A 26,238-nucleotide genomic window follows, 5' to 3' on the forward strand; every position below is an offset into this window, starting at 1 on the left:
GCGAGCCCATCCATGCCCTCTCCCTCGCCTCCTGCCGCGCCGCCGCCAGGTGCGCTCGTTTGCGGCAAATACCGGCTGCTCCGTCGGATCGGCGAGGGGACGATGGGGGTCGTCTGGGCCGCGCACAACGAGGCCACGTCGCGCGAGGTGGCGCTCAAGCTGCTTGCGCGGCCCGACCCGGAGCTCCGCGTCCGGCTCCTCCGGGAGGCGCGGGCCTGCGGCGCGGTGAGCCACCGGAACATCGTTGATATCTACGATGCTGACGCGACCGAGAACGGCGATCCGTTCCTGGTCATGCCCCTGCTGTCCGGCGAGACGCTCTCCTCCTTGCTCAAGCGCAAGCGAAAGCTGGAGATCCCCGAGGCCTCGCGCATCGCTCGTGACATCGCGCGCGGCCTCTCCGCGGCGCACGAGCGTGGCATCATCCACCGGGACCTGAAACCGTCCAATATCTTTCTCCACACCGAGCCTGGCGAGAGCGATTACGTCGTCAAGATACTCGACTTCGGCGTGAGCAAGGTCCTCGCGGGGCCCGATCAGGTACGCACCGCGACAGGCATCCTCATCGGCTCGCCCGCCTACATGAGCCCGGAGCAGGTGCGGGCGCAGGGCGATATCGACACGCGCGCCGACCTCTGGGCGCTCGGCGTGTTGATGTTCGAGATGCTCACAAGCCGGCGGCCGATCCAGGGCAGGGCGGACGAGGTCCTCAGACACGTGGTGCAGGGTGAGATCCCGACGGTCGCCCAGATCGTCTGGCAGGTCGACCCCGGCCTCGATGCCCTTGTGGCGCAGTGTCTCCGGCGCGATCGCGAGCAGCGGCCGCGCTCGGCGGCGGATGTGGCCGCGGCCCTCGAGCCGTTCGTCAGGCCGTCGGCGCAGCCGCGCAGCGCCTCGTCGCCGGGATCGTCGCCGGACCTGCGGTACGACGTGCCGCAGCAGCCGGGGCGAGGGCCGTGGGGCGGGGCGGCGCCAGGGCCATTGCCGGCGGCCACGACGCCGCTTCCGGTGTCGGTGGCGTCTCTGCAGCTCCCGCACGGGCGCGGGAGCTCGCCGGCGCTATCGCCGCACGGAGGGGGCAAATCGCCGGCGCAGGCGCCTCCTCCGGGCGGGGGCCCGGCGGCGCTGGCGCCCCGGAAGCCGACGGCGAGCCATCCCCTGCTGGGGGAGAACGGGACCGTCAAGCTCTCACCGGCGGAGGCGTCCGTTCATCGGCAGGCGTTCGGCGCTGCGCAGGCGTCTGCGGCCGGAGCCGTCGCGCAGGTGCCCGCGCCGGCGCCGCCGCCGGTGGGCGTCACCGTGCCGCTCGGGCCGCTCCGCGCGCCGGAGCGATCATCGCCTGAGCTTGCCCGGTCGCGGGTCGCGTGGATCGCGCTGGCCGTGCTCGCGGCGGTGCTCCTCGTGGGGATCGGCATGGCCGCGGGGTACCTCCTGTTGCGCGCCGGGGCGGAGAGCCCGGGAGGTCGCGGTGGCGCGCGTGTTACCTCGCGATGACGCCCTTTCGTTCTGCGATAGATAACGATACCTTGCGCGCCTCGGTGCGGCGCCTCGACCAGCCCTGTTGAGCTCGATGTCCAAGTCCTTCACGCACATCGCTGCCGGCCTGGTGATCGCCGAGAAGTACAAGCTGGTGAGGCGGCTGGGCGAGGGCTCCATGGGCGTGGTGTGGGCGGCGCTCAACCTGTCCACGTCGCGCGAGGTGGCGCTGAAGCTCATTCACCGCCCGGATCCCGAGCTCCGGCGGCGGCTGCAGCGGGAAGGGCGGAATGGCGGGGCGTTGCGGCACGGCAACGTCATCGACGTGTACGACATGGGCGAGACCGAGTTCGGCGAGCCCTTCCTCGTGATGCAGCTGCTCGCGGGAGAGACGCTCGCGGAGCTGCTCCAGCGCAGGCGTCGGCTCGACGCGGACGTGGCGGCGGCGATCGGGCGCGACGTGGCGAGGGGCCTCGCCGCGGTGCATGCGGCGCACATCGTCCACCGCGATCTGAAGCCGGCGAACATCTTCCTGCACCGCGAGCCGGACGTGGACGAGCCGGTGGTGAAGGTGCTCGATTTCGGGGTCGCGAAGAACCTCGCCCTGAACGACGGCATCCGCACGGCGACCGGCGGCGCGGTCGGGTCGCCGCTCTACATGAGCCCGGAGCAGGTGAGGGCCGATCCGAGCGTCGATCACCGCGCCGACCTCTGGGCGCTCGGCGTGGTGCTGTTCGAGATGCTGACCGGCATGCGGCCGTTCCAGGGGGACGCGCGGGCGATCTTCACCGGGATCTTGACCGGGGAAATCCCGAAGATTTCCAGGTACTTGCGTCGGGTGGATCCGGGGCTCGTGGAGCTCGTGGCGCGGTGCATGGCGCGCCACCGGGACGAGCGGATCGGGTCGGCGGCGGAGGTCGCGGAGCTCCTCGACGGGTACACGGCCGCGGGAGCGAGGTCGGGCGGGAGGGCGGGCGCCGCCGTGGGGGGCGCGGGTGGAGGCGGCTACGCGGCGCCGGCGGGGATGGCGCCGGCGGGGATGCCGCCGGCGCTGGGGGCGAGCGTGGTGCCGGCGGGGATGCCGCCGGCGCTGGGGGCGAGCGTGGTGCCGGCGGGGATGCCGCCGGCGCAGAGGGCGAGCGTGGTGCCGGCGGGGATGCCGCCGGCGCAGAGGGCGAGCGTGGTGCCGGCGGGGATGCCGCCGGCGCAGAGGGCGAGCGTGGTGCCGGCGGGGATGCCGCCGGCGCTGGGGGCGAGCGCCGGGGCCGAGCCGGTGTGGAACGCTGAGCTGACCCAGAAGCTCGATCCGGAGGTCATGGCGGGCGCGGACGCGGGGGCGCGCGTCTCGCCGGCACGAGGACAGGACGAGCCGGGCAGATCGGGGAGCTCGACGACCGCGCCGCTCGTGCCGGGCCGGGAGGCGGTCGGGGCGGGAGCGCAGCCGTCGCCGTGGGCAGCGCGCGCGACGCCGCCGCCGCCGCTGGAGCAGCAGCGGCGCCCGGCGAGGGTCCAGGTCCCCGGCGCGATCCTGGCGTTGCTGGCCGCCTTCGCCGCTGGGCTCGTGGGAGCGGTGCTCTTCTTCGCCCTGCGCGCGCCCGAGGGCAGCGAGGTGCTCGCGGAGCCTGACGCGTCGATCGATGCCGGGGTCGCGAGCGAGGTCAGCGTCGTCCGGCCGGCTGAGACGCTGCCTCCTCCGGCGGCGCCTGCACCGCAAGCTCCGGCCGCGGCTGAGCCGATCGAGGGCGATGCCGACGCGGATGCGGGCGCGGCGAGCGACTCGGGCCACGCGGAGGCGGACGCCTCGGCGTCACCGGCGCCGAGCGCTCCGGCCGCAGCGGCGACGGCCGTCACGGGGGCGGCGGCGCCGGCGGCGGCGGCGGCGCCGTCTGCGCCGCGGAGCGCCGTTGCCGCGCAGCCCGTGGGCAAGGCGCCTGGGAAAACGGCTGCGCCGTCGCCTCCGCAGCAGCCCGCTGCCAAGCGGCCCAAGGTGGATCCCTGCGCGGGAAAGACGGGGTTCATGCGGACCAACTGCCTGCGGGAGAACGAGAAGAAGCGGGATCCGTACGCGCCCTGAGCGGCGTCGACCGCCGAGGCGCGCGTTCCGTGATTCCGGTCGCGCTGGAGCGATGGTAAGCCCGCGGTGAGCTGACGGCGTGACCCGGGGGGGCATATGTCGGAACCGATCGAGGCGTACAGGCTCCTTCCGGGCATGCTGCTCGCGCGGAAGTACCGCCTGAGCCGCAAGATCGGGCAGGGCGCGATGGGGGTCGTCTGGGCCGCGAGGAATGAGGCCACGGGGCGCGAGGTGGCGCTCAAGGTGATCGCCCGTCCTGATCCGTCGCTGCGCAAGCGGCTCCTCCGCGAGGCGCAGTCCTGCGGCGCGCTCCAGCATCCGAACATCGTCGACGTGATCGATGTGGCCCGCGCCGAGGGCGGCGAGCCGTGCCTCATCATGGAGCTGCTCGTGGGCGACAGCGTGGCCGCGCTGCTCGAGGCGCGGCGCCGTCTGGAGGCGCCGCTGGCCGCCCGGATCGCGCACGACGTGGCGGGCGCGCTCGCCGCGGCGCACGCCGTGCAGATCGTGCACCGCGACCTCAAGCCGGCGAACGTGTTCCTGCACCGCCCGCCCGAGGTGGGCGACTTCGTGGTCAAGGTGCTCGACTTCGGGGTGGCGAAGAGCCTCGCGGCCGCGAGCGGGTTGACGTCGACGCTCGATGTGGTGGGCTCGCCGGTCTACATGAGCCCGGAGCAGCTGCGCGCGGACGAGGACCTCGATGCGCGGGCGGATCTCTGGTCGCTCGGGGTGATGCTGTTCGAGATGCTGACCGGCGTGCGACCCTTCCAGGGCGAGGGGCCGCAGCTGCTGTCGCAGATCCTGTCGGGGGAGATCCCGAAGGTGTCCCGCTATCTGCGGCGCGTGGACGAGCGGCTCGTGACGATCGTCGACCGGTGTCTGCGCAGGGAGCGGCAGGAGCGGTTCGGGACCGCGGAGGAGGTGGCGCGGGAGCTCGCGGCGTTCGTCGTGTCGACCGCGGGCGAGGCGGAGCGCGGGGCGCTGCACATCACGGGGGAGCGCGGGCGGCCGCCGCTGGGGAGCACGGCGGATCAGGAGACGGTGGTGGCTCCGGCGCGAGGGCAGGGGAGCGCGGTCGGCGCGGAGGACGTGGTGACGACGGTGCCGCTCGGGCGGCCGGGGACACCGGCGACGGAGAACGGCGGCGGGAAGACGGCGGTGGTGCAGAGCAGGAGAGGGCTCCCGCTGCGACGACAGCGGCGCCTGCTGCTGAAGGATCGGGACGGCCGGCGGCGGCGGAGAGAGCCGCCGCGGGCGCAGAGCGCAGGGCTGCGGCGCTGCGGCGCCGGTCGCGGGCGAGCCGGCGGCGCCGAAGGCGGCGGCATCCGCGGCGGGATTGGGGGCGCAGGCCGAGGGGGCAGAGCCGGCGGTTGTGCCAGGGCCGGAGCCCGCGCTGACGCTGATGCAAGGTGTGTCGGGTGGCGCTGCTGGAGCGAGCGCGGCGCCTGAGCGGGCGCAGGTCCCCGGGGCAGCGTCGCCGGCGCCGAGCGCCGCCCCGGCTGCCCCCAGGGAGGCATCGATGGGGAGCATCGAAAAACCGATGTGCCGCGTCGAAAAGCCGATGCGCGACGGCCAAAGATCGAGGTGAGATCTCGACGAACGGGGGGCTCACTTCGCCGGGCCGAAGGTGCGCATCGACGGGTCGATGGGTGACCTCCGCCGGGCGCCATGGCGCATCGGTGCGCTGCGCCGGAGCGTTCAGGGCGAGGTGAGCTCGGGCGAGCTCCACGCCGGCCGCAGCGCTTGATGCAAGCGTCGTAGCGGAGCCCTGGACGACGGGTGAGCCGTCGCAAGCGTTGAAACGAGCTGCGCGGCGGGGGTCGGGGTGGCTCGGCGCCCGAGGCGCGCTGCGAGGCCGGCGAGGTGCCCGTTGCGTGCGCTGACCGCGCTGATTGCGCGGCGGAGAGGTGATTTCAAGCGTTGCAGCGGGCTGCAGTGTGCCAGCAGCCGGTGGGATTTCGGCGGAGTGTCGGTGGTGCTCATCGCGGTGGCCGGCGTATCGGGGCGGTCTAGTTGAAGACGAGCGTGTCGGCCGCGATCCCTGTGGCGCCTCGGTGGCCGGTGTCGCCGTCGCCGCCGAGGCCAGCGGCGCCGAGCTGGATGGCAATACCGCTGAGGGGCGGCGGGGTGCCGTTGAAGGCGATGCCGAGAGAATGGCCGCCCTGCCCGCCGCCGCCCTTGCCGCCGTCGCCGCCGCGGCCGCCTCGGCCGCCGTCGCAGCCGCCGTACAGGCCATCGGACTCGTTCAGATCAACCGTTCCGCCCAGACCGGCCGCGCCGCCCTCGCCGCCCGGCTGTCCGTCTCCGCCGTTGCCACCACGGCCGCCATCGCCAGCTTTCAAGACGACGGCTTCGAAGGAAAGCGTTGCATCGACGCTGAGGAGCGCGATGCTGGCGCCGCCCGGGAGGCCACCTCGGCCACCCAGGCCGCCGCAGCCGCCAGCCCCGCCGGAGCCACCGGCTGCGCCGGCGCGGTCTTCGATGAGGTTATCGAAACAACGATAATCTCTCGAGACGGACGATTCGCCTCGGTCACCGCCGCCACCGCCACCGCCCTGTCCAGGCGCGCCACGGCTCCCAGGGGCTCCGGGGACGCCGGCATAGCCGGTCATCGAGATGCTACCGGGGCCCTCTGCGCCAGCGCCGGGGGTACCCCTGGGACGGCTGTTGCCCGAGGCGCCATTGGCGCAGCGGCCCGATGAGCTCCAGCCTGTGCCGCCATTTTCCTCATCGCCGCTTGCCGGGAGAAGGGGTGTTCCGTTGCCCCCGGGGCCACCCATCGCAGGCCAGCTCCATCCGCCGTATCCACCGGTCGAATCATCGGTCGGATCGTCGGGGGTGCCGCACCGATTCATCGCGGTGGCTCCGCCGGGGACGCGCTCACCATCCGTGCGGGTACATCCGGGGCTTCCCGTGTACCCTGGTACGCCTGGAATGGCCGGCTCCGTGAAGGTCGCGCCATCCGCGCCCGGCGCTGCATCTCCGGCCTCCAGCTCGCAGCGCACGAGCTCCACGGCCGTGCCGTGCGCGACGGCGGCGATCGACGAGACCCCTGCGCCGTTGTGTTGCTGCGCGGTCGACCTCGTCACGACGTGCAGGTCCTCGATCCGGACGGTCCCCGATGGCCCGCCCATGGTCAGCGGGATCATGCCTTCGCCTGCGGTCAACACCGTCTTGGTCGCGTCGCCGGCCCAGATCCAGCCGTTGTTGCAGTCGAGCCCGCCGTAGAGGGTGACGCCGCCCGGCACCGCGACGACTTCGCTGAACTCTTCACCGGCACCGGCGCACGCGTAGACGCGCCCGGTTTTATTCTGCTGGGCTTGGTGGATGGCTTCCTGGAGCGAGCCGGACGGTGCTGCCTTCGTTCCCGTGCCCACGGAGCCGGCGCGGCTCGCCGACACGAACACGCCGCACGTGTCGTCGACCGCGCCGGTGCTCTCGCGGGGCACGCACGTCTCGTCCGGCGGGTCGGCGTCCGGCGGATCGGCGTCCGGCGGATCGGCGTCCGGCGGGTCGGCGTCCGGCGGGTCGGCGTCCGGTGGGTCGGCGTCCGGCGGTCCCGCGTCCGGCGTCTCCACCGGGGGCCCGCCTGCGGCGCCATCCAGGCAACCTTGATGCCGGTCCTCGCAGTTCCCCAGTGGCGTATCGTAGACACAGCTCGATGTCTGCATCACGCCGATCATCGATGCCATGATCAGCGCCGAAGCCCCGTGTGCGGCGAGCCGCATCGCCCTCTTGGTCTGTCGGTTCATGGATCCCTCGACTCAGAAAACGCCGCCGGCGGCGATACCCCCGCCGACCGGGCTCACAAGCGGAATGACGCGCACATGCCGCTCGTCCGGCGCGCGCGACGGGCTGGCAATCCAGTAGCCGAGTGTCCCGAGCGCGGCGACTCCTCCACCGACGAAGCTCCACAGCGCCAGGTTGCTGAACAGGTCTCTGTCGTCGACCAGCGAGCTCAGCTTCTGGCAAGCCGTCACCGGATCTCCGGGGGTGAGGTTCGTGCAATCCACATTGCCGCCTCGGACGGCATGGACCGCATTCCACTGCCTCCTCACGGCCCTTTCGGTGCCGTTCGCGGCGAACGTGAACACCACCCCCGCGATCACCCCGGCACCGGCCGCCGCGCCGCCGGCCAGGAGCACCCCCACGTTCGAGCGCTTCGCGCCGTCCCGTGGCGGAGCCGCCGGACTCGGCGGCGGTGCGCTCACCGGCGGTCTTTCGAGCGCGAAGGCGCGCCGGATCTCGCTCCCCGCCGCGACCTCCACGGCGGTTTCCTGCGGCGCATGGTCATCATGCCGCACGGCCAACGTGTGCGGCCCCGGCTCCAGAAACACCGGATCGAGGAGCGGCGTCTTTCCCACAACAGCGCCGTCCACCACCACCGCCGCTCCTGGGACGTCGGCGTGGACGATCACCGCGCCGACCTGCGCGCGCGCTTTCGCGAACGTCTCGGCGGCGGCGGCGCGCTCTTGCGGGGTCGCGGTTGCGTCTTTCTCGAGCTCGCGCACGTAGACCGCGAGGTGCTCGGCAGCGTCGCGGTAACGCTGTAGCATCAGCTCGCACGTGCCGATTCCCCCGAGGATCGTGTAGTGCTCTTGCAGCGCCCATGCCGCGACGAACGACGCGTGAGCGTCCGCCCACCGCTTCTTCTCCGACGCGGCCACGCCCTCGAGATAGAGCTTCCGCGCCTTGTCGCTCACGGCCTCGCCGGGCGCGCGCTGCATGCCTGGCCGAGGCCCGGGCTTCGGCTGCGCGCTGTTTCCCGTCGGAGCACTGCCCTTCGGTTGCGCCTCGCTCGGCGAGGTGGCCGCGAGCAGGCCGAGGAAGCAGAGCAGCGGAGCCACCGGGGTGAGGCGCATGCCACCATCTTACCCGCGGTTCGAGTGCTCGCCGCGGTTTTTGACGGGCCGCGCCACGCCGCGGATCGTGGGGCTGCCGACGTGGGGTCCAGCGGAACGGGCGATATCGTCGCTGTCCTTGCTGCCTGGACAGGCTTCACGTGCTGTCGTGAACCGGCGCTCGCGGGTCCGGGTCTGGCGGGTGGCGGCTTCGTGGCCAGAGGCGTCTCGCTGCGGTCCCAGGCGGCCCCAGGCGGCCCGGGGACGAGGGGGGCGCCGACAGGGGCTCGCGCCACGAGGAGGTCAGGGGTTGGCGAACTCGAACGTGTCGGCCGCGACGCCAGGCTTGCCGTTGTATTTGGGGTCGCTGTTGTGACCTTCGCCGCCGTCGCCAGCAGCACCGTGGTCTATCTCGACCCCGACGGTCGGCGGCGCAGTCCCACGGAAGGCAATACCGATGGAGTGCCCGCCGAGCCCGCCACCCCCCTTTCCGCCTTGACCGCCGTCGCCGCCCGTACCACCGGCACAGCCGGCGCTCAGGGGTCTATTCGCTATGCCCATGCCGCCGGGTCCGCCGTCGGCACCGCTTCCGCCGAGCTGGCCCGAGGCTCCGGCGACGCCATGGCCACCGGCCCTGGCGATCAGGCGAACGTCCTGAAAGGTGAGCGCTGCATCGATGCTGAGAAGGGCGATGCTGGAGCCACCTGCTCCGCCGCCGTTGCCACCGTTGCCGCCACAGCCGCCGGTCCCGCCGGAGCCGCCGCTCGCGCCGCCAAACTCTGCTGAGGCGCCGGTGCAGGCGCCCTCACCCTTCCCACCTGCGCCGCCGCCACCGCCCTGGCCGGGTTTCCCGAGTTGGCCCGGCTCCCCAGGAGCGCCCTCATAACCGGCGCTGCTGATTGTCCCTGTTCCAGTGGCGCCCATGCCTGGAACTCCGGGGTCACCCGCCTTGCCCATGCCGCCGCCGCCGCAGTCTCCGTTCGCCAGGCGGGCCCCGGCATTGGCTATGCCGTTGGGAGTACCGTTGCTGCCAGGGAGCCCTTGGGAATCCGAGCCGTTCCCGCCCAATCCGCCCCTTGATTCCTCACTGGAATCCCCGGTCCGGCACTCCTTGCGTGGAGATGCGTTAGGGGCCACGACCACCCCCGTGCATGCAGCGTTGCCGGCGTTGCCCGGCTTCCCAGCCATCGCGCTGTCCGGCGGATCGGCGGGCGCTCCCGTGGCTCCCGGCGCCGCGTCGTCCGCTTCAAGCGTGCAGCGCACGAGCGTTATGCTGCCGCCCTCGGCGATCGTCGCGATGGACGACGTTCCACGCATCGCGACATCCTGCGGGTCGAACTTTTCTGCTTTGACATGGAGGTCCTCAATTCGAACGCTTCCGCCCGCAGCGCTGATCTTGAGAGGGACCGTTCCGGGCTCCGCCGTCAGGACCGTCTCTGCGCCTTCTTCATCGACCCGTATCCAATTGGCGTCGCAGTCGAGCCGGCCGTAAATCGTCACGCCTGCGGGCACCGTGACGGCTTCCGTGTAGGTCCCGATGCACACATAGACGCGCGGATTCTCGCTGTCCACCACGCGGCCGATCGCTTCGCTGATCGACTTGAGCGGCTCCTGCTTCGTGCCATCCGCGCCGTCGACGCCGGCCTCGGACACGAACACCCCACAGTCGTCGCCGACACCGTCTTTTGCTGCTCCCGGGTCACACCCCGGAGGCGGAGGGTCGATTCCGCCACTGCCACCGTTTCCGCCGCTTCCGCCGTTGCCACCGTTCCCGCCGGAGCCAGATGCGCCAGTGAGCAATTTGTCTTTATCGTCGTCTGGTTGTATGCACCCGCTCACGTGGATCCCCAGGGCCACGGCGGTCAGGAGAAGCGTTGCCGCGAAGCGACAACCAAGACGATGACCCACCCTGCTGACTTCCCGGTCCACGATGCCTCCGCTCAAAACTGGCCGCTCAAGGAAAGACCTGCCGAGCCCCAACCCACCTGCGGCGCGACCTGCATGCGACTGGCCGGCGCGGCAGGCCGGTCCACGAGCGCGTAGATCACCGTCCCCGCCCCGACTGCGCCGACGATGAAGCTGTAGAGGGCCGTATTGATGAAGGTGTACTGGAGATCGACCGTATCACTCAGCTCCGCGCACACCGGTGGGTACTTGATGCTCGGGCAGCGCCCCTTGAGCGTGCGATCGGAACGGACCGAATCGCGCAGGTTCTCGGCGTCGCCTCCCTTCCCCAGCGCGAGGACCGTGAACACCGTCCCCGCGACCACGCCCACCCCCGCGACTGCCCCTCCAGCGATGAGCAGCGTCCGGTTCGGCCCTGGGTCTTTCACGTCCTTCCCCTGCCACGGCGTCTCCCGCTTCTGGTCCTGCGGCGGCTCGCTCGCCCGCGCGCTCTTCAGCTCGACGCTGCGCTCGATCTCTTCCCCCGCCTTGAGCTCCACCGCGACGCTCGCCGGCTCGTACCCTTGCCGCCGCACCGAGATCGTATGCGCCCCCGGCTCGAGGAACACCGGATCCAGAAGGGGCGCGGCGCCAACGACCTCCTGCCCCACGGCGACCTCTGCGTTCTCCACGTTGACGTGCAGCCGGACCGCGCCCACCTTCGCCCGCGCCTGCGCAAACGTCTTGAGCGCAGCCGCGCGCTCCTCCGCCGTCGCCGTCGCGTCCTTCTCGATCTCGCGCACGTAGATCGCGAGGTGCTTCGCCGCGTCGACATACCGCTGCAGCATCAGCTCGCACGTCCCCATGCCGCCGGCGATCGTGTAGTGCTTCTGCAGCGCCCAGGCCGCCACGAACGACGCATACGCGTCAGCCCAGCGCCCCTTCTCCGACGCGGCCACGCCCTCCATGTAGAGCTTCCTGGCCTTGTCGCTCATCGCCTCGCTGGGCGCGTTCGGGGCCTTGATGGCCGTCTGGCCCGCAGCGCCCGCCTGCCCCGCGCCCCCCGGCGAGGCGCCGCCCCTCGGCTGCGCCTCGCTCGGCGAGGCGGCCGCCAGCAGGCCGACGAAGCACATCAACGGAACACTCTGCGCGAGACGCATGATCAAAACTTTACCTTCGGTTGAATCGCGCCCACAGGCTTCTGGTCCTCTGGCTCGCGCGCTGACTCTTTCCCGCGTGGCTGCTGCGCGGCAGACGGCTTCGAGGTCGACTTCCCGCCGCCGGTCTTCCGCGGCTGGCCCGCCGTCGACGCCGACGCAGGCGGCTTCGCCTGCGGATCCCCCTCGGCGCTCGCCGCCTCTTCCGGCTGCGCCGCTCGCCCCGCAGCCGGCGCCGCCCCCGTCGCCTGCGGCGCCGCCGTCTCGGCCCCCTCCTTCACGCTCGCCCCCGGCGTCCCGCGCTCCGGCTCCGGGGCCGCCGAGGGCGCCCCCGCCGGCGACGGCGCCGGCTGCGCTCCCGGACCCTTCGACACAACGGCCCACGCAACAGCCCCCGCCGCGACGGCGCACCCGAGCCCCGCGACCGCCCAGAGCGCCTTCCGCGATGTCCGGGGCTGCTCGACGACGATGGGAATGTCCCCGAGGTCGTCATCCGCCGTGTTCACCCCCGCCGCGACAGACGGCACCCCCGGCGCGTGCGGCGCGCCCCTGCCCGCAGCGCTCGGCAAGGGCGCCGCCCCCCGCCGAGCCGCGTCCGCCGAGCCCCTCGCCGTCGACCCCCCGCCGCCCACCGCCGGTCCTCCTGCGGCCACACCCCCGCTCACCGCATGGCCCGGCCGAGCCTCCACAAGCCCCGCGTCCCGCAGCAGCTTCTCGGCATCGATGACCAGCGTCCCCTTCGGCCCCATCGCCTGCGACGCCGGCCCCGCGCTCGGCCCCTCCGTCGCGTGCGCCTCGCCCCACTCGACCCGCCGCTGCGCCGCCGGCGGCGCCGACAGCGCCCGCCCCCGCTCCGACACGGGCCCCGCAGGCATCGCCCCTCCAGCGGTCTGCGCCAGCTGCGCCGCGCCTCCCGCCTGCTGCGCCGCGTACCGCTCGCGCCAGCCCCCGAACTGCGGCTTGTTGTCCCCCGGCTCGCCCTGCGGCCGCGCCCCGAACACCTTGCGCGCGATCTCCCCCTCGTCCTCCGCGAGGTCCTCGATCCGGATCAGCACCCCGTGCCGATCCTCCATCGTCATGTCGCGCTCCCTCACGAACCGCACCGAGACCCCACCCGGGATATCCGCCTCGCGCCCGCTCGTGATCGACGTCCACTTGATGTTCGACCGGTACAGCACCATCGCGATCTTCGCCGCCGCATGCGCGATCGCGCCGAACGGCTCATCGTGCTTGTGCACGATCACGACGCGCTTCGGCAGCGCCCCCTCGTCGGCCACCCAGTCCCACGTCGCGCTGCTCCGCCGCAGGTACGGCAGATCCCCGAACTCCTCCACATACCGCTCGAGCACGTGCGCCACCCGCTCCGGCGCCTCGCGCACCGCGCCCGCGTACTCGCGGTAGAACATGCCCGCCGACGAGTTGACCTCCGTCGCGTTCATCACGTGCCGGTAAAACGTCGCCGACGCCTCCAAGAGCGACGTGTAACCGAGGTCCCGATCCACCGCGACGAGCCCGTGCGCGAACGGCGGGTTCCCACGCCCGGCGTGATCGATCGCGCCGCCGATCCGGAACCCGAAGATGAGCCCCACCGCCCCGTGCCCCGGCTCATGCTGCGTGTCGTCGCGCGACAGGTTGCCGATCGCGAACGCATGCGTCGCCCCCGTCGCCGGCTCGATGTACTTCATCAGCCGCGCCAGGTGGCTGAAGTGCGTCGTCGTGAGCGCCCCCTGGGGCACCTCGGGGCAGTACATGAAATCGATCTGATGCCCAGGGATGTTCCCGTGCAGCACGTGATACCACGACGCCTCCGCAGGCGCGCGATACCGTGGGATCACATACCCCGAGGCGCCCTCGCTACCGTACATTGGGCCTGACCTGCTGCGGCATCTGCGGGGCAGGGAGCTGCGCGGTCCGCGACAGCGCCGGATTCGGCCCCATGTCCTGCTTCATCCGCTGGAGCAGCTGCGGGTCGTACGCGTTCTTCGGGAGGATGCGCTCCACGAAATGCGAGAACAGATGGTGCGTGCTGTGCCCGTAGCTCGCCGAACCGACAAGCACCCGGATATCGATGTGGTTCTTGTACCGCTCCAGGCTGTCGATGAGCGGCTTGTAATACCCGCGCGCCTCCTTCTCCACCTCGGCAGGCGTCCCGGACAGAACATCGGACTTGTTGATGAACAGCACCACCGCCTTGCACGACGCCAGCGTCTTCGGGCTGAAGAAGAACTGCAGCGACTGCGGCTGAAACTCCCGGAGCTGCTCCTGGATCCGCGACGGCTCGAGCTTCTGCCCGTCCTTGCCCGCCAGATCCACCACCATCAGGAGCCCGTGGATCTCCTCCATGATGAGCTCCTGCTGCGCGTCCACGATGTGCTCGCCGCCCCAGTCGCCGACCTCGAACACGTGCTCCGTCAAGACCTCTTTCGTCTGCACGTGGCTCACCGTCCGCTCGTAACGCTCGATCTTCGTGCCCTGCAGCGTGCCGAGATCCACGAGCGGATTCGCCCACTTGAGCGTGAGCGACGTCTTGCCGGTCCACTTGATGCCAAGCGTCAGGATCTTGTACCGCTTCTGCGTGATCTTCGGCCGGCTCTCGAGCTCGCTCTTGTACCAGTCGATCTCCTTCTGCTGAGCGTCGAGCCAGTCGACCTTCTGCCGGTCCTCGCTCCGCGCCATGTCGAGCGACTGCTGGAGCTGAGCGTACTGCGCCCGCACCTGCTCCAGCTGGCCCTTGGCCTGCCGGAGCGCCTCGATGTGCTGGTTCGCGTCCTTCAGCTGCCGCTTCAACGGCATCACCTGCATCAGCAGGAACACGGCGCCCGCGCCGCACGCCACCGCAATCAACCCGAGCACAATCGGTAGAACAACCTGCATGGCTCACAACCCTCGCGCCCCGCCGGGCGGCTCTCCCAAGCTGTCCTGTCCCGTGCGGCCGGAAAAACGGTCAGCGCGGGCCGGCCTGAGTCCTGAGCTCTCATCAGACCACGGCTCGCCGCAGCGGACAAGTGCGAGGTAATCCTCGGCACGAGCCGCTCATTCACCGCCCGTCACCGCCCCACACGCGGCCCCACGCCCCACGTACGAGTGCCCCACGCCCCACGTGCGAGTGCCCCGCGCCCTCGTCGCCGCAGCCCGCTCCCCGCGACGTCCCGCTACCGGCCCGCCCCGCTCACCTCGCGCCGCCGCCCTTCCGGGTCACCCGCGGCAGCGCCGTCCTCGTCTCCGGCGCGAGATCCAGCGCGTCCCGCTCCCCGGCCGCGAGCCGCTGCGCGCCCGCATAGGCGATCATCGCCCCGTTGTCCGTGCAGCTCGCGAACGGCGGGACGAACAGGGCAAGCCCGCGCCGCTCGCACGCCGCCGCCATCTTCGCCCGGAGGCCCCGGTTCGCCGCGACGCCCCCCCCGAGGACCACCCGCTCGACGCCCTCCACCCGCGCGGCCCGCACGGTCTTCTGCACGAGCGCGTCGACCACCGCGCCCTGGAACGCCGCGCACAGGTCGTGGAGCGCCTGCCCCTCCGGCCGCCCCCGCTTCGCCACGTGGCGCGCCACAGAGCTCTTGATGCCCGAGAAGCTGAACTCGAGCGACTCCTTCCGCGCCATCAGCGCCGGCACCGCCTCCGCCGCGGCCGCCGCGTCCCCCGTGGCCGCGAGCCGGTCGACCACCGGGCCGCCCGGATACCCGAGGCCGAGCAGCTTCGCCACCTTGTCGAACGCCTCGCCCGCCGCGTCGTCGCGCGTCGCGCCGAGCTCGCGGATCGCGCCGATCGCAGGCCCGTCCACCCGGTAGATCGCCGTGTGCCCGCCCGAGGCGAGCAGCGCGACGTACGGGAACGACGGCCGCGGCTCCGGCGAGGGCAGCAGAGGCGCGCCGTCCCGCCGCAGGAACACCGCGAGCAGGTGCCCCACGAGGTGATCGACGCCGACGAGCGGCTTGCCCGCCGCCCACGCGAGCCCCTTCGCGGCCTGCAGGCCGACGAGCAGCGCCCCCGCGAGGCCCGGCCGCGACGTCACCGCGACGCCGTCGAGGTCCGCCGCCGTCATGCCCGCGCGCGCCAGCGCCTCGCGCACCACCGGGACCACCGCGCGCGCGTGATCGCGCGCCGCGATCTCGGGCACGACGCCCCCGTACGGCGCGTGCAGCGCCACCTGGCTGCGCACGACGTCCGAGAGGACGTCGCCCCCCTCGGTCACCACCGCCGCCGCCGTCTCATCGCACGATGTCTCGATCCCTAGAACCCGCATGTTCCCGTCCGCCGCGTCAGCCTGAAGTTGCCGAACACCTGCCGCTGTCCCTCCTCCGGCGCCTCGCCCGACGCGAGCGGCTCCCGGCCCGGCCGGAGCAGGCGGACCTCGACCGACCCGTCCGTGCGCAGCGACAGGATCGCGAGCAGCGGCTCCGCCGCCGGATCCGACGCGCTGACAGCGTAGATCGCGTTGCGCTCCCGGCCCTCGCCGAGCTCCAGCCGCGAGAGCGGATCGTGGGCGAGCGCGCCGATCGGCCGCAGCGACGCCCCGTCGAGGAGGCGCCGCTCCGGCGCGGCCCCGTCGGGCGCCTCGTAGGTCCACAGCGCGCCCGGCGGCTCGGGCCCGTCGAGCGCGTCCGCGTCGAGCGACAGCCGCATCTGCACCCGCGGGCTCAGGCCCGCGCGGAACGCGCCGCCCAGCGTGATCGCGCCGCAGTAGGCCTCGCCGTCGGCCGTCGAGAACCGGCTCACGTCGTCGCAGCCGGCCGCCGCGCCCGCGCTCAGGGAGCCGGCCAGGGCGAGCGGCGCGAGCCGCAGCGCGCCGCGCCGCGGCCCGGGCAGAGCGGCGCAGCTCAAGGCGCGGCGCTCCGCAGCAGCTCGGCCGCGGCCTGGCGCACGCGCGGCTCGGGGTCGCGCGCCGCGAGCTGCTGCAGCACCGGCGCCGCCGCCGCGCGATCCGCCGAGGCGAGGGCGCGCGCCGCCGCCTCGCGCACCAGGGCGTACGCGTCGGAGCGGGCCGCGGCGCCGAGCGTCCCGGCGACCTGACCCGACCCGCCGCCGGCCGGCGCGCCCAGCCGACCCAGGGCCTCCGCCGCGCGCACGCGGAGCGGCCAGCTGGGCGAGGTCCGCAGGAGCTCCGAGACGGCCGCGATCGTCGCCCCGTGCCGGACCGCGCCGAGCGCCGCGAGCGCCGCCCGCCGCACGCTCTCCTCCGGATCGCCGAGCGCGTCGACCACCGCGGCCTGCGCCTCGGGCTCGGGCCGGGTCGCGAGCAGCTCCACCGCGCGCGTGCGCACCTCGATCGCCGGGTGCCGCACGAGCGCCACGAACCCGCTCACGACCGCGGCCGCGACCCCCTCCACCGCCGCCTCCACCTGCCGCTTCAGCTCCGGGGCGAGCTCCGCGCGCGCCTCCGTGAACGGCGCGAGCCCGAGCGCCGCCCCGCCCCCGGCGGCGCCGCGTTCGCCGCCCGCCTCGCCGGGCACGCCCACGCCGCGCGACAGGATCGCGTCCGCCACGACAAGCGCCCGCTCCGGCGACGTCGCGACCGCGGCGACCGCCGCCTTCTGGAGCGCCGGGCCGAGCGCCACGAGCGCCGCCGCGCGGTCCTCCGGGCCGGGCGGATCCGGATCGAGCCCCGCGAGCACGTCCTTCACCGTCAGCGCCCCGTCCGGTACGGGCAGCGGCTCGCGCGCGCGCGGGTACTCCCGCCGCGTGAGCGCGACCGCCGCCGACACCGCGGCGGCGCGCAGCCCCTCGTCCGACGAGAACGCGCCGGCCGCGATCGCCTGGGCGGCCCCCGCCGAGGCGGACGCGTCGGCCTCGCCGGGGCCGCCGCCGCCCTTCGAGGCGCCGCCGCCGCCGAGCCGCGCGAGCGTGATCAGCGCCGCGCGGCGGAGCTCCGGCTCGCTGGAGTCGGCGAGCGACATGAACAGCGCGGGCCCCTCGCCGCCGCCCCCGAGCTCGCCCAGCGCGCGGACCGCGGCCGCGCGCGGCATGGAGCCGGCCTCGGGCGCCCGCGCGACCGCGGACAGCGCCGCCGCGTGCTTCCGGTCGTGCGTCAGCCCGAGGCCGATCGCCGCGATGGCCCGCACCTCCGGCGCCGGCGACGACAGGAGCCGCGCGAGCAGCGCCTCGGCCTTCGCCGCCGCGGGCCGGCCGCCGCCCGCCGCGAGCCGGGCCACGCCCCAGGTGGCCGCGACCGCGACCGCGTCGTTCGGCAGCACGCTCGCGGCCGCGTCCCTCGGCGCGAGCATCTGCTCGTAGCGCTGCAGCATCGCCGGGTCGCGCAGCGCGCCGCACGCGATCATCGCGCGGGCGCGCAGGCCCTTGTCCGCCTGCCCGATCGCGAAGTTGTAGAGCGCCGGCCCGGCGCTCTTGTTCTCGACGTAGGCCAGCACCTCGATCGCGATCTTCTGCTGCGACTCCTTCTCGTCGGCGAGCGCGTCGAGCAGCGGCTTCACCGCGCGCGCGCCGATCTTCGCGAGCTCGGCGCGCGCGGGCGCGCTCGCCGCGCGGTCCTCGGCGCGGACCTTCTGCATCAGGGGGAAGGTCATCGCCCCGTACAGCTCCACGAGCAGCCGCCGGTAGAGCGGCCTCTGCGGGTTGCCGACCGCGACCGGCAGGAGCTCGCGCTCGAGCACCTCGAGCGAGCTCCTGCCGAGGTTCACCTGCATCGACATCCGCGCCGCGCGCGCGACGAGCTCCTCGTCGTTCGACGCCCGCACCACCCGCCGGAAGAGCCGGTCGGCCTCGTCGGCCTGCCCCGCGGTGAGCAGCAGCTCGGCCAGGTCGAAGTAGACGGGGAACAGCCGGTCGTTCTTCGCGAGCGCCTGCCGGTACTCGGCGATGGCGCGCGGGAAATCCTGCCGCCTCCGGTACATGTCGCCGAGCTTCTGGTGACCGCCCGCGTCCTCGGGCGACAGCTCGACCGCGCGCGCGGCGTACCGGATCGCGTCGTCGTCGCGGTAGAGCTCCGCGGCGTACTGCGCCATGCGCTGGTAGAACTCGCGGGCCCGCTTCGGGTTCACCTCGACGAGCTTGCCCAGCACGTCGATGGCGCCGAGGAGGTTCTGCTGGAGCACGAGCACGCGCTCCAGCGCGAGGAGCGAGTCCTCGTCGCCCGGCGCGGCCTGGACGAGCCTCCGGAGCGTGGCCTCGGCGTCGGGCAGCCGGTGCAGCTTGCGCTGCACCTCGGCGAGCAGCCGCCCCGCCTCCAGGTCGGGCGGGGTCGCGTTGAAGCGCGCGCCGAGCGGCCCGACGCGGCTCGGCAGCTCGTGGGTGAGCGACCAGAGGCTGACGATGTGGGTGCGCGCCTCGCGCGCGAGCAGCTTGTCGTTGCCCGCGCCGGCGAGCAGCTGCTCCCAGAGCCCGCGCGCCTCCGCGTAGCGCGGCGCGGCGTTGCCGAGCGAGCTCGCGGTGCGCTCCAGCGCGATCGCCAGCGCCTTCTTGTAGCGGGCGTTCGCGGGCTCGAGCTGCGCGGCCTCCCGGAGCGCGGCGAGCGCCTCGGCCGCCATGTCGTGGTCGAGGTACACCTCGCCGAGGGTGGCCGCGGCGCGCGCCCGGCTCGGCACGACCTGCTTGATGCGCGCCCAGGTCTCCAGCGCCTTCTTCTTGTCGCCCGCCTGGAAGTACCGATCGCCCAGGTCGACGAGGTGGCTCGGATCGCCGCCCGCGGCCCCGGCGAGCCGCTGGAGCACCTTGAGGGCACGGTCCTTCTCCTCGACCCGCTCGTAGAAGTCGGCGACGGCCGCGAGCGTCTCGGGCTCGTCCGCGACGCGCCCCTCGAGCTGGGTGAGCAGCGCGAGCGCCTTGGGCCGATCGCCCCGCTGGATGAGCGTCTCGCACAGCTCGAACACGAAGTCGGCGTTGTTCGGGGCCGCCTTGATCAGGAGCTCGTACTCGCGGATCGCGGTGTCGAGCTCGCCGGCGGTCTGGAGCAGGTGGACGAGCCGGAGCCGCGTGTCGATGTGCTTGCCGTCGAGCGCGAGCGCCCTCCTGTAGATCGCGATCGCCTTGTCGACGTCGCCGGTCTCCTCGTACAGCGCGCCCAGGGTCGAGAGCCGCTGGAAGTCCTGCCCCTTCTCGGCCTCGAGGAGGGTGATGAGCTCCGCGAGCTTCCCCTCGGCGCGGAACGCGTCGGTCAGGATGAGGAGGATCTCGGCCCGCACCCCCGCCGCGTTGCCGGCGATGGCGAGCGCCCGCTTCAGCACGGCGAGCGCCTCGTCCATCTTCTTCTGCCTGGCGAGCGCCTGCCCGAGGTCGCGCAGCGCCGGCGCGAGCGCCCGGTTGTCGCCGGTCGCGGCCTTCACGAGCTCGCGGAACTCGGCCTCGGCGCGCGCGTGATGCCCGCGCGCGGAGAGCTCGCGCCCGAGCTCCGCCTTCACGAAGAGCGAGCCCTGCGCGTTCTTCATGAGCGCGTCGTGCTGCGCCTTCGCCGCGTCGAAGTCCGAGAGGTCGAGGCAGAGCGCGAGCAGCGTGCGCCGGGTCTGCTCGACGTCCGCGGTGACCTTGAGCAGCGGCAGCGCCTTCTCGTAGTGCGCCCGCGCGCGGGCCTTGTCGCCGCGGTCCGCCTCGAGCTGGGCGAGCGCCATCATCGCCGCCGGGTCCGCCGGCCGGTCCGCGATGGCGGCCTCGTACGTCTTGATGGCGTCGTCGTAGCGCCCGTCCTGCTTGTAGATGCCGGCGAGCACCACCTTGGAGGCCCAGGCGCCTTCGCCGGGCTGCGCGGCGCGGCGCTCGAACTCCTCGACGAGCTTCTTCAGGTTCCCGTCGCGCTCGCGGTAGAGCTGGGCGAGGCGCTGGAGGGGGAAGGGCGCGCTCGGCTGGCTCATGACGATGGCCGTGTAGCGAGCGATCAGCGCGTCGCTCGACGGCCCGCCCCGCTTCGCGTCGCCGCTCTCGCCTGCCTCGGGCTTCGCCTGCGGCCGCGGTCCGGGCTGCGGCCGCGGTCCGGGCTGCGGCCGCGCGGCGGGGCCCGGCTTGCCGCCGCCGGGCTTCGGGGCCTTGGGCCTGGGCCGCTTGCCGCGGCCGGAGGGATCGAAATCCGCGGCCGCGGCGTGCGGGGCCGCGAGCGTCGCGGCTGCGGGGATCACGACCGCGAGGCAGCCGGCCAGAACAAGGGATCGCACGGGGGTAGGGTAGACCGGCGGTGCGCGGCGGGCCACGCGGAGCGGCGGCGGCGCCTCCAGGAAGGGGCGCGGTCCAGGCGCCGCGGCGCGCCGGGCGGGTGAGCTCGGCAGGCGCCTCGTGCCGTCCCGGCGGAGCGCTTTACCCGCAGGGCGCGGGCGGAGACAGCCCCGTGCGCGGAGCGGACGAGTACGACACGCCCATCCAGTCCGGCATCTGAACGACGTCTTCAATGACGTGACGCGTTGATTCGGGAACTTCTTGTCTGCCGCCCTCGAGGACAACCTCTTTCTCGTCGTCACGGTGATGTCCTGTCAGGACCCCGCCGGCCGGGAGCCGGACAAGCCCCATCACGGCTTCATCCTGGGCCCTGCCGGCGCCGCGCCCGCGCACGCGCTGGGGCAGCCTTCGACGGAAAGCGCGCCAGGGTGAGGCCGGTCGATGAGGCCCTCTCGGGAGCCGAGGACGGACGCTCGCGGGAATGACCGCTCCGGACACGCGTTGTGGTACGGAGCACAATGTCCTGTACACCTTTCCATCGGCCCGCGACAAACCTTCCCCGGCACCTCGCAACGGTTGCCTTGCTTACAAGATAAATTGCTGCCTGGAAGCGGTACGGTTCTGGATATCCTCGGCCACTGCGATGGGTTCCGACGCACCGCACTGGCGAGCGCTGCGGCTCCGGAGCCGCCGCGGGGGTACCGCTGATGCGCGCAGGTGACGTCGTCGGCAACCGCTTCGAGATCGAGGGCCACGCGACCGCCGGCGGCATGGCGCAGGTCTTCCGCGCCCGCGACCGGCTCACCGGCTCGCCGGTCGCCGTGAAGATCCTCCAGCGCAAGGGCCCTCAGGAGACGCACCGCTTCGTCCGGGAAGCCCAGGCGCTCGCCACGCTCCGTCACCCCGGGATCGTCGGGTACGTCGCCCACGGCACGACCGAGGGCGGTGACCTCTTCCTTGCCATGCAGTGGCTCGCCGGTGAGACGCTCGCCGAGCGCTTCCTCCGCGAGCCGCTCACCGTGACAGAGAGCCTCGCGCTCGGCGCGCGCGTCGCCGCCACGCTCGGCGCCCTCCACCGGCTCGGCATCGTCCACCGCGACCTCAAGCCGAGCAACCTCCTGCTCGTCGGCGGCTCCGTCGACGAGGTCACCCTGCTCGATTTCGGCGTCGCGCGCGTCGCGGAGGCGAGCCAGGAGCTCACCATGCCGGGCGTGATGCTCGGCACCCCCGGCTACATGGCCCCCGAGCAGGCGCGCGGCGAGCCCACCATCGACGCCCGCGCCGACGTCTTTGCCCTCGGCTGCGTCCTCTACCGCTGTCTCACCGGCCGGCCCCCGTTCGTCGGCAACGACGGCCTCTCCGTGCTCGTGAAGGTCCTCCTCGAGGATCCTCCGCGGCTCCGGGAGCTCCGCGGCGAGGTGCCCGCGGCGCTCGACGACCTCGTCACCCGCATGCTCGCCAAGGCCCCGCGCGACCGCCCGCGCGACGGCGCGGCCGTGGCCGCCGAGCTCGCGTCGGTCGGCGATGTCGCGCCCGGCTCGCGGCGCGGCCTCCCCTCGCCGATCGGCGGCCCCGCCCCCGAGCTCACGACCGGCGAGCGACGGATGATCTGCCTCCTCCTCGCCCGCGACGGCGCGCTCGACAGCGACGCGACCCGGTCCGAGGGCGAGGACGCGCTCCGGGTGCGCGCGCTCAGCGCCCTGGCCGAGCGCCACCAGGGCCGCCTCGAGATCATCGAGTCGCGCTCCCCCGTCGTCGTGCTGTCCGGCGCCGTCGCGCCGACCGATCTCGCCGCCCGGGGGGCGCGGTGCGCGCTCGCGATGCAGGTGCTGCTCGGCGGCGCGCCGGTCGCGCTGGTCTCGGGGCGCACCGAGCTCACCGCCCGCTCCCCCATCGGCAACCTCATCGATCAGGCCGCCGCGCTCCTCGCCGGCGACGCGGCGCGGCCCGGCGTCGTCCGCATCGACGAGGTCACGGCCGCCCTGCTCGGCGCGCGGTTCGATCTCGGATCGGATCACGCCGGCCACCTCCTGCGCGGCGAGCGCGACGACCTCGAGGTCGTGCCGCGCCTGCTCGGCAAGCCGACGCCGTGCGTGGGCCGCGACCGCGAGCTGTCCCTCCTGGAGGCGACCTTCGTCCAGTGCATCGAGGAGCAGACCCCGTCCGCGGTGCTGGTCACGGCCCCCGCCGGCCTGGGCAAATCGCGCCTGCGCACCGAGCTGCTCCGGCGCCTCCGGTCGCGGGGCGAGCCGATGGAGGTGTGGATCGCGCGCGGCGATCCGATGAGCGCCGGGGCCGCCTTCGGCCTCCTGGCGCAGGTGCTCCGGCGCGCGCTCGGCGTCGCCGACGGCGCGCCGGCCGCGGCGGTGCAGCGCAAGATCCGCGAGCGCGTCGGTGGCCACGGCGCGCACGGCGCCCGCCTCGCGCCGTTCCTCGGCGAGCTCGTGGGCGCGCCCTTCCCGGACGAGGAGAGCGAGGCGCTCCGGGTGGCGCGCCGCAGCTCCGTGCTCATGGGCGATCAGCTGCACCTCGCCTGGGAGGAGTTCCTGCGCGCCGAGTGCGCGACGCAGCCGGTGCTGCTCGTGCTCGAGGACCTGCACTGGGGCGACCTGCCCACGGTGACCATGATCAACAGCGCCCTCCGCAACCTGCGCGACGCGCCGTTCATGGTGCTGGCGCTCGGCCGGCCCGAGGTGCGCGAGATGTTCCCGAAGCTGTGGGCCGGCCGCGGCGTGCAGGAGATCGAGCTCACGGGGCTCTCGCGCCGCGCCAGCGAGCGGCTCGCGCGCCAGGCGCTCGGCAACGCGGTCACCGACGAGGTCGTCGCCACGCTTGTCGAGCGCGCCGACGGCAACGCCTTCTTCCTGGAAGAGCAGATCCGCGCCGCGGCCGAGGGGCGAGGCGCCGCGCTGCCGGAGACGGTGCTGGCGATGGTGCAGGCGCGGCTCGAGGCGCTCGACCCCGAGGCGCGGCGAGTGCTCAGGGCGGCGAGCGTCTTCGGCCAGAGCTTCCGGCCCGCCGGCGTGGCCGCGCTGCTTGGCGGCGCCGACGCCGAGGTGGCGGACCGGCTCGCCGAGCTCGTCGAGCGCGAGGTGATCGTCCCGAGGCGGCAGCCGGGTCGGGGCGGCGCGCGCGGCGAGGGCCTCTTCTCCGCCGGCTCTTCCTCCCCGCCGCGCGCGGTGCTCGGCGACGGGCCCGAGCGCGGCGCGTCGCCGGCGGGCGAGGCCGCGGCGCTCGATGTCGGCGAGGCGGGCACGACCGAGCCCGAGCACAGCTTCCGGCACGGCCTCGTGCGCGAGGCGGCGTACGGGGCGCTGACCGACTACGACCGGCAGCTCGGCCACCGGCTGGCGGGCGAGTGGCTGGAAGGGGAGGGGAAGGGCGACGCGGCGGAGCTCGCGGAGCACTTCGAGCGCGGCGCCGAGCCGGGGCGAGCGGCGGCGTGGTACCGGCGCGCGGCGGAGCAGGCCCTGCGCGGCAACGACCTCCTCGCCGCGATCCGCCACGCCGAGCGCGGCCGCGCGTGCGGCGCCGCCGGGGCGGAGGCGGGCGGGCTGCTCCTTGTCGAGTCGGAGGCCCGCGTGTGGCGCGGCGATTTCGCCCTGGCCGAGCAGCGCGCGCTCGAGGCGATCGCGCTGTTCGAGCCGGGCTCGCCGTCCTGGTACTCCGCCGTGACCGACGTGGTGATGTCCGCCGGCAAGCAGGGGGCCCTCGATCGCGTCGAGTCCTGGGTGGCGACGGCGCGGGGCGCGTCGCCCCGCGAGGGCGCGCTGACCCGGCGGGACATCTCGCTCGTCGAGGGGGCCCTCTGGCTCGTCTTCGGCGGCCGCTACGCCGCCGCGGACGGGATCATCGCCGCGCTCGAGCGCAGCGAGGGGGAGGGCCGAGCGCTCGACGTCGAGGTGCTCGCCAGGCTCTACGAGGCGCGCGCCATCCGCGCGATGACCTCCGGCGACCCCGGGGCGTGCCTGGAGGGCATCGAGGCGGCGCTCGCGGTGTTCGAGCGGAGCGGCGACCGGCGCAACGCCTGCTCGCTGCGGGTGAACCTGGGCGCCATCACCATGGAGCTCGGCGATTACGAGGGGGCCGAGGTCGCGCTGCGCGCCGCGCTGCGCGCCGCGGAGCAGATGGAGCTCACGGATCTGGCCGCGTTCGCCCGCAGCAACCTCGGCAACGTGATGATCGCCCGCGGCGATCTCGACGAGGCGCGGCGGGTCGAGGCGGAGGCGATCGCGACGTTCCAGCGGCTGGGCGATCCGCGGGCCGAGGGGGTCGCCCGCGCCTACCTGGCGAAGGCGGCGCTGCTCGGCGGCGACCTCGCCGCCGCGGAGGCCGAGGCTCGCGCGGCCGCGGAGCTCCTGCAGAGCGCGCCGCCGCTGCGCGCCGCGGCGTGGGCCCTCTCCGCGCGCGTGCTGCTCCGGAGGGGCCGCGCCGACGAGGCGCTCGCGCTGTCCGGCGAGGCGCTCTCCCTCCTGGAGTCGCTCGGCGCGGTCGAGGAGGGAGAGTCGCTGATCCGGCTCGTCCGGGCCGAGGCCCTCTTCGCGAGCGGCAGGCACGATGAAGCGAGCGCCGCGATCGCGCGGGCGCGCCACAGCGTGCTCTCCCGCGCGGGGCAGATCTCGAATCCTTGCTACCGGGCTCAGTTTCTCTCGTCGCTCGACAACGACGAGACGCTCGCGCTCGCGGCGCGGTGGCTCGGCGACAGCGATGCTTCGTGACGTTGCGATCCGCCGTACGTAGGACTCCCTGCCATCGGCTCTCCCGGAGTCCGCGCGTCGCCTACGAGCACGCCAGATCGACCGCTCTCTCGCTGTTTTCGCGAGCTCACCGCAGGCGCAGAATTTTAAGTTTTCTCCTGAAAACGCGTTGAGGAAATTCCTGATTCGTGTTTCATTGATGTTGAGGGGGCTATGCGAAATCGTATCGTACTCGCGATCTCGTTCCTGGGCCTGGTGAGTGCCTGCTTGCCGGCCTGTATCCATGACGCCGATCCTGTCGAGGAGGACAGCGAGACGGCGGCGCAAGCGGTGTTCACGCGGAACGCGTTCACGAATAACGCGCTCACGGCGAGCGCGCTCACGACGGACAGGCTCGCTACGGGGGCGCTCACGGGCAACCCGCTGACGAGCGCCGCGATCGCGCGCAGCACGGATGTCATGAGCGCGCTCCGGGATCCCCTGGCCCGCGAGTTCCTGACCTATGTGGCGGGTTGCGCGCTCCCTGCGGGGCAGTCCGTGGAGGTCTCGCTGGACGGCGAGACTCACGTGTTCGACGGGGACGTCGGCCTTTCGCCCGAGTGGGGCAGGGCGGACGGGCACTGCAACGCACGATGTCAGGGCTGGGTGTCGGCCTGCATGCTGGCCAGGGTCAACCACCTCGGGGAGAGCCTCCCCATCTCGATGCGTGGCCAGAACAAGGCCCTTGACGCGGATCCCGCCGAGCGGGAGTCCTTCCCTCACCGGGAGGGGGCCTACTTCGGCGATCTCTTCGCGCCGGAGCAGCTCCGGTTCGCGTGCAGGTCGCCCGGGGCGACGCTCATCCGCCGCGTGTGCGGCGGGACGGGCGTGGACACGCAGGGCTGCGTCGTCGACGTCCTCGGCGGGTGCGACGCGCATTGCGGCTCGCCGGCGTCGGACGGCAGCTTTCGGAACTGCGCCGGCGGGGGCCACAAGATGCCGACGACGGTGACGATCTACCGGCAGTAGCTGCGCGC

At 73.5% G+C, this 26,238-nt stretch carries 15 protein-coding genes; 6 read left to right on the plus strand and 9 right to left on the minus strand.

Features of this window, described 5'->3' with window-relative positions:
- Positions 1-12 precede the first annotated feature (12 nt).
- From WMF28_RS07775 to WMF28_RS07785, 3 genes are all read left to right on the plus strand, one after another.
- Positions 13-1,494, plus strand: a complete 1,482-nt coding sequence (locus tag WMF28_RS07775; RefSeq protein WP_437601466.1) for a protein kinase domain-containing protein — start codon at positions 13-15, stop codon at positions 1,492-1,494.
- A gap of 76 nt (positions 1,495-1,570) precedes the next feature.
- On the plus strand, positions 1,571-3,550 hold the full coding sequence (locus WMF28_RS07780) for a protein kinase domain-containing protein (protein ID WP_437601467.1): 1,980 nt from the start codon (positions 1,571-1,573) through the stop codon (positions 3,548-3,550).
- Between the two features lie 96 nt (positions 3,551-3,646).
- Positions 3,647-4,999 (plus strand): serine/threonine-protein kinase, encoded by a 1,353-nt coding sequence (locus WMF28_RS07785; protein WP_437601468.1) that lies wholly within the window; start codon positions 3,647-3,649, stop codon positions 4,997-4,999.
- A 560-nt stretch (positions 5,000-5,559) separates the two neighbouring features.
- On the opposite strand, the gene WMF28_RS07790 is transcribed toward WMF28_RS07785, so the two are convergent.
- From WMF28_RS07790 to WMF28_RS07830, 9 genes are all read right to left on the minus strand, one after another.
- Positions 5,560-7,278, minus strand: coding sequence for a PGRS family protein (locus WMF28_RS07790; protein WP_437601469.1), 1,719 nt, complete (start codon positions 7,276-7,278; stop codon positions 5,560-5,562).
- Positions 7,279-7,314: 36 nt separating this feature from the next.
- Positions 7,315-8,253, minus strand: coding sequence for a PEGA domain-containing protein (locus tag WMF28_RS07795; protein WP_437601470.1), 939 nt, complete (start codon positions 8,251-8,253; stop codon positions 7,315-7,317).
- Positions 8,254-8,694: 441 nt separating this feature from the next.
- On the minus strand, positions 8,695-10,320 hold the full coding sequence (locus tag WMF28_RS07800) for a hypothetical protein (RefSeq protein ID WP_437601471.1): 1,626 nt from the start codon (positions 10,318-10,320) through the stop codon (positions 8,695-8,697).
- A gap of 11 nt (positions 10,321-10,331) precedes the next feature.
- Entirely contained in the window at positions 10,332-11,435 is a 1,104-nt protein-coding gene (locus WMF28_RS07805; protein WP_437601472.1) for a PEGA domain-containing protein, read from the minus strand.
- Between the two features lie 2 nt (positions 11,436-11,437).
- Complete coding sequence (locus WMF28_RS07810) at positions 11,438-13,297, minus strand: hypothetical protein (protein ID WP_437601473.1); 1,860 nt, start codon at positions 13,295-13,297, stop codon at positions 11,438-11,440.
- Entirely contained in the window at positions 13,287-14,306 is a 1,020-nt protein-coding gene (locus tag WMF28_RS07815; RefSeq protein ID WP_437601474.1) for a hypothetical protein, read from the minus strand. The genes WMF28_RS07810 and WMF28_RS07815 overlap by 11 nt, the downstream gene beginning before the upstream one ends.
- Positions 14,307-14,601: 295 nt before the next feature.
- Positions 14,602-15,675, minus strand: coding sequence for a tRNA (adenosine(37)-N6)-threonylcarbamoyltransferase complex transferase subunit TsaD (gene tsaD, locus WMF28_RS07820; protein ID WP_437601475.1), 1,074 nt, complete (start codon positions 15,673-15,675; stop codon positions 14,602-14,604).
- Complete coding sequence (locus tag WMF28_RS07825; RefSeq protein ID WP_437601476.1) at positions 15,663-16,253, minus strand: hypothetical protein; 591 nt, start codon at positions 16,251-16,253, stop codon at positions 15,663-15,665. The genes tsaD and WMF28_RS07825 overlap by 13 nt, the downstream gene beginning before the upstream one ends.
- Positions 16,250-20,527, minus strand: coding sequence for a HEAT repeat domain-containing protein (locus tag WMF28_RS07830; RefSeq protein ID WP_437601477.1), 4,278 nt, complete (start codon positions 20,525-20,527; stop codon positions 16,250-16,252). The genes WMF28_RS07825 and WMF28_RS07830 overlap by 4 nt, the downstream gene beginning before the upstream one ends.
- Positions 20,528-20,786: 259 nt before the next feature.
- On the opposite strand from WMF28_RS07830, the gene WMF28_RS07835 reads away from it, so the two are divergent.
- The 3 genes from WMF28_RS07835 to WMF28_RS07845 all read left to right on the plus strand — a co-directional run bounded on the left by WMF28_RS07835 (position 20,787) and on the right by WMF28_RS07845 (position 26,230).
- Entirely contained in the window at positions 20,787-20,957 is a 171-nt protein-coding gene (locus WMF28_RS07835) for a hypothetical protein (protein ID WP_437601478.1), read from the plus strand.
- Between the two features lie 275 nt (positions 20,958-21,232).
- Positions 21,233-25,243: a protein kinase domain-containing protein gene (locus WMF28_RS07840; protein ID WP_437601479.1), complete on the plus strand. Its 4,011-nt coding sequence runs from the start codon at positions 21,233-21,235 to the stop codon at positions 25,241-25,243.
- Between the two features lie 192 nt (positions 25,244-25,435).
- On the plus strand, positions 25,436-26,230 hold the full coding sequence (locus WMF28_RS07845; RefSeq protein ID WP_437601480.1) for a hypothetical protein: 795 nt from the start codon (positions 25,436-25,438) through the stop codon (positions 26,228-26,230).
- Positions 26,231-26,238 lie beyond the last annotated feature (8 nt).

The organism is Sorangium sp. So ce590 (genome assembly GCF_051521365.1).
GTDB lineage: Bacteria > Myxococcota_A > Polyangia > Polyangiales > Polyangiaceae > Sorangium.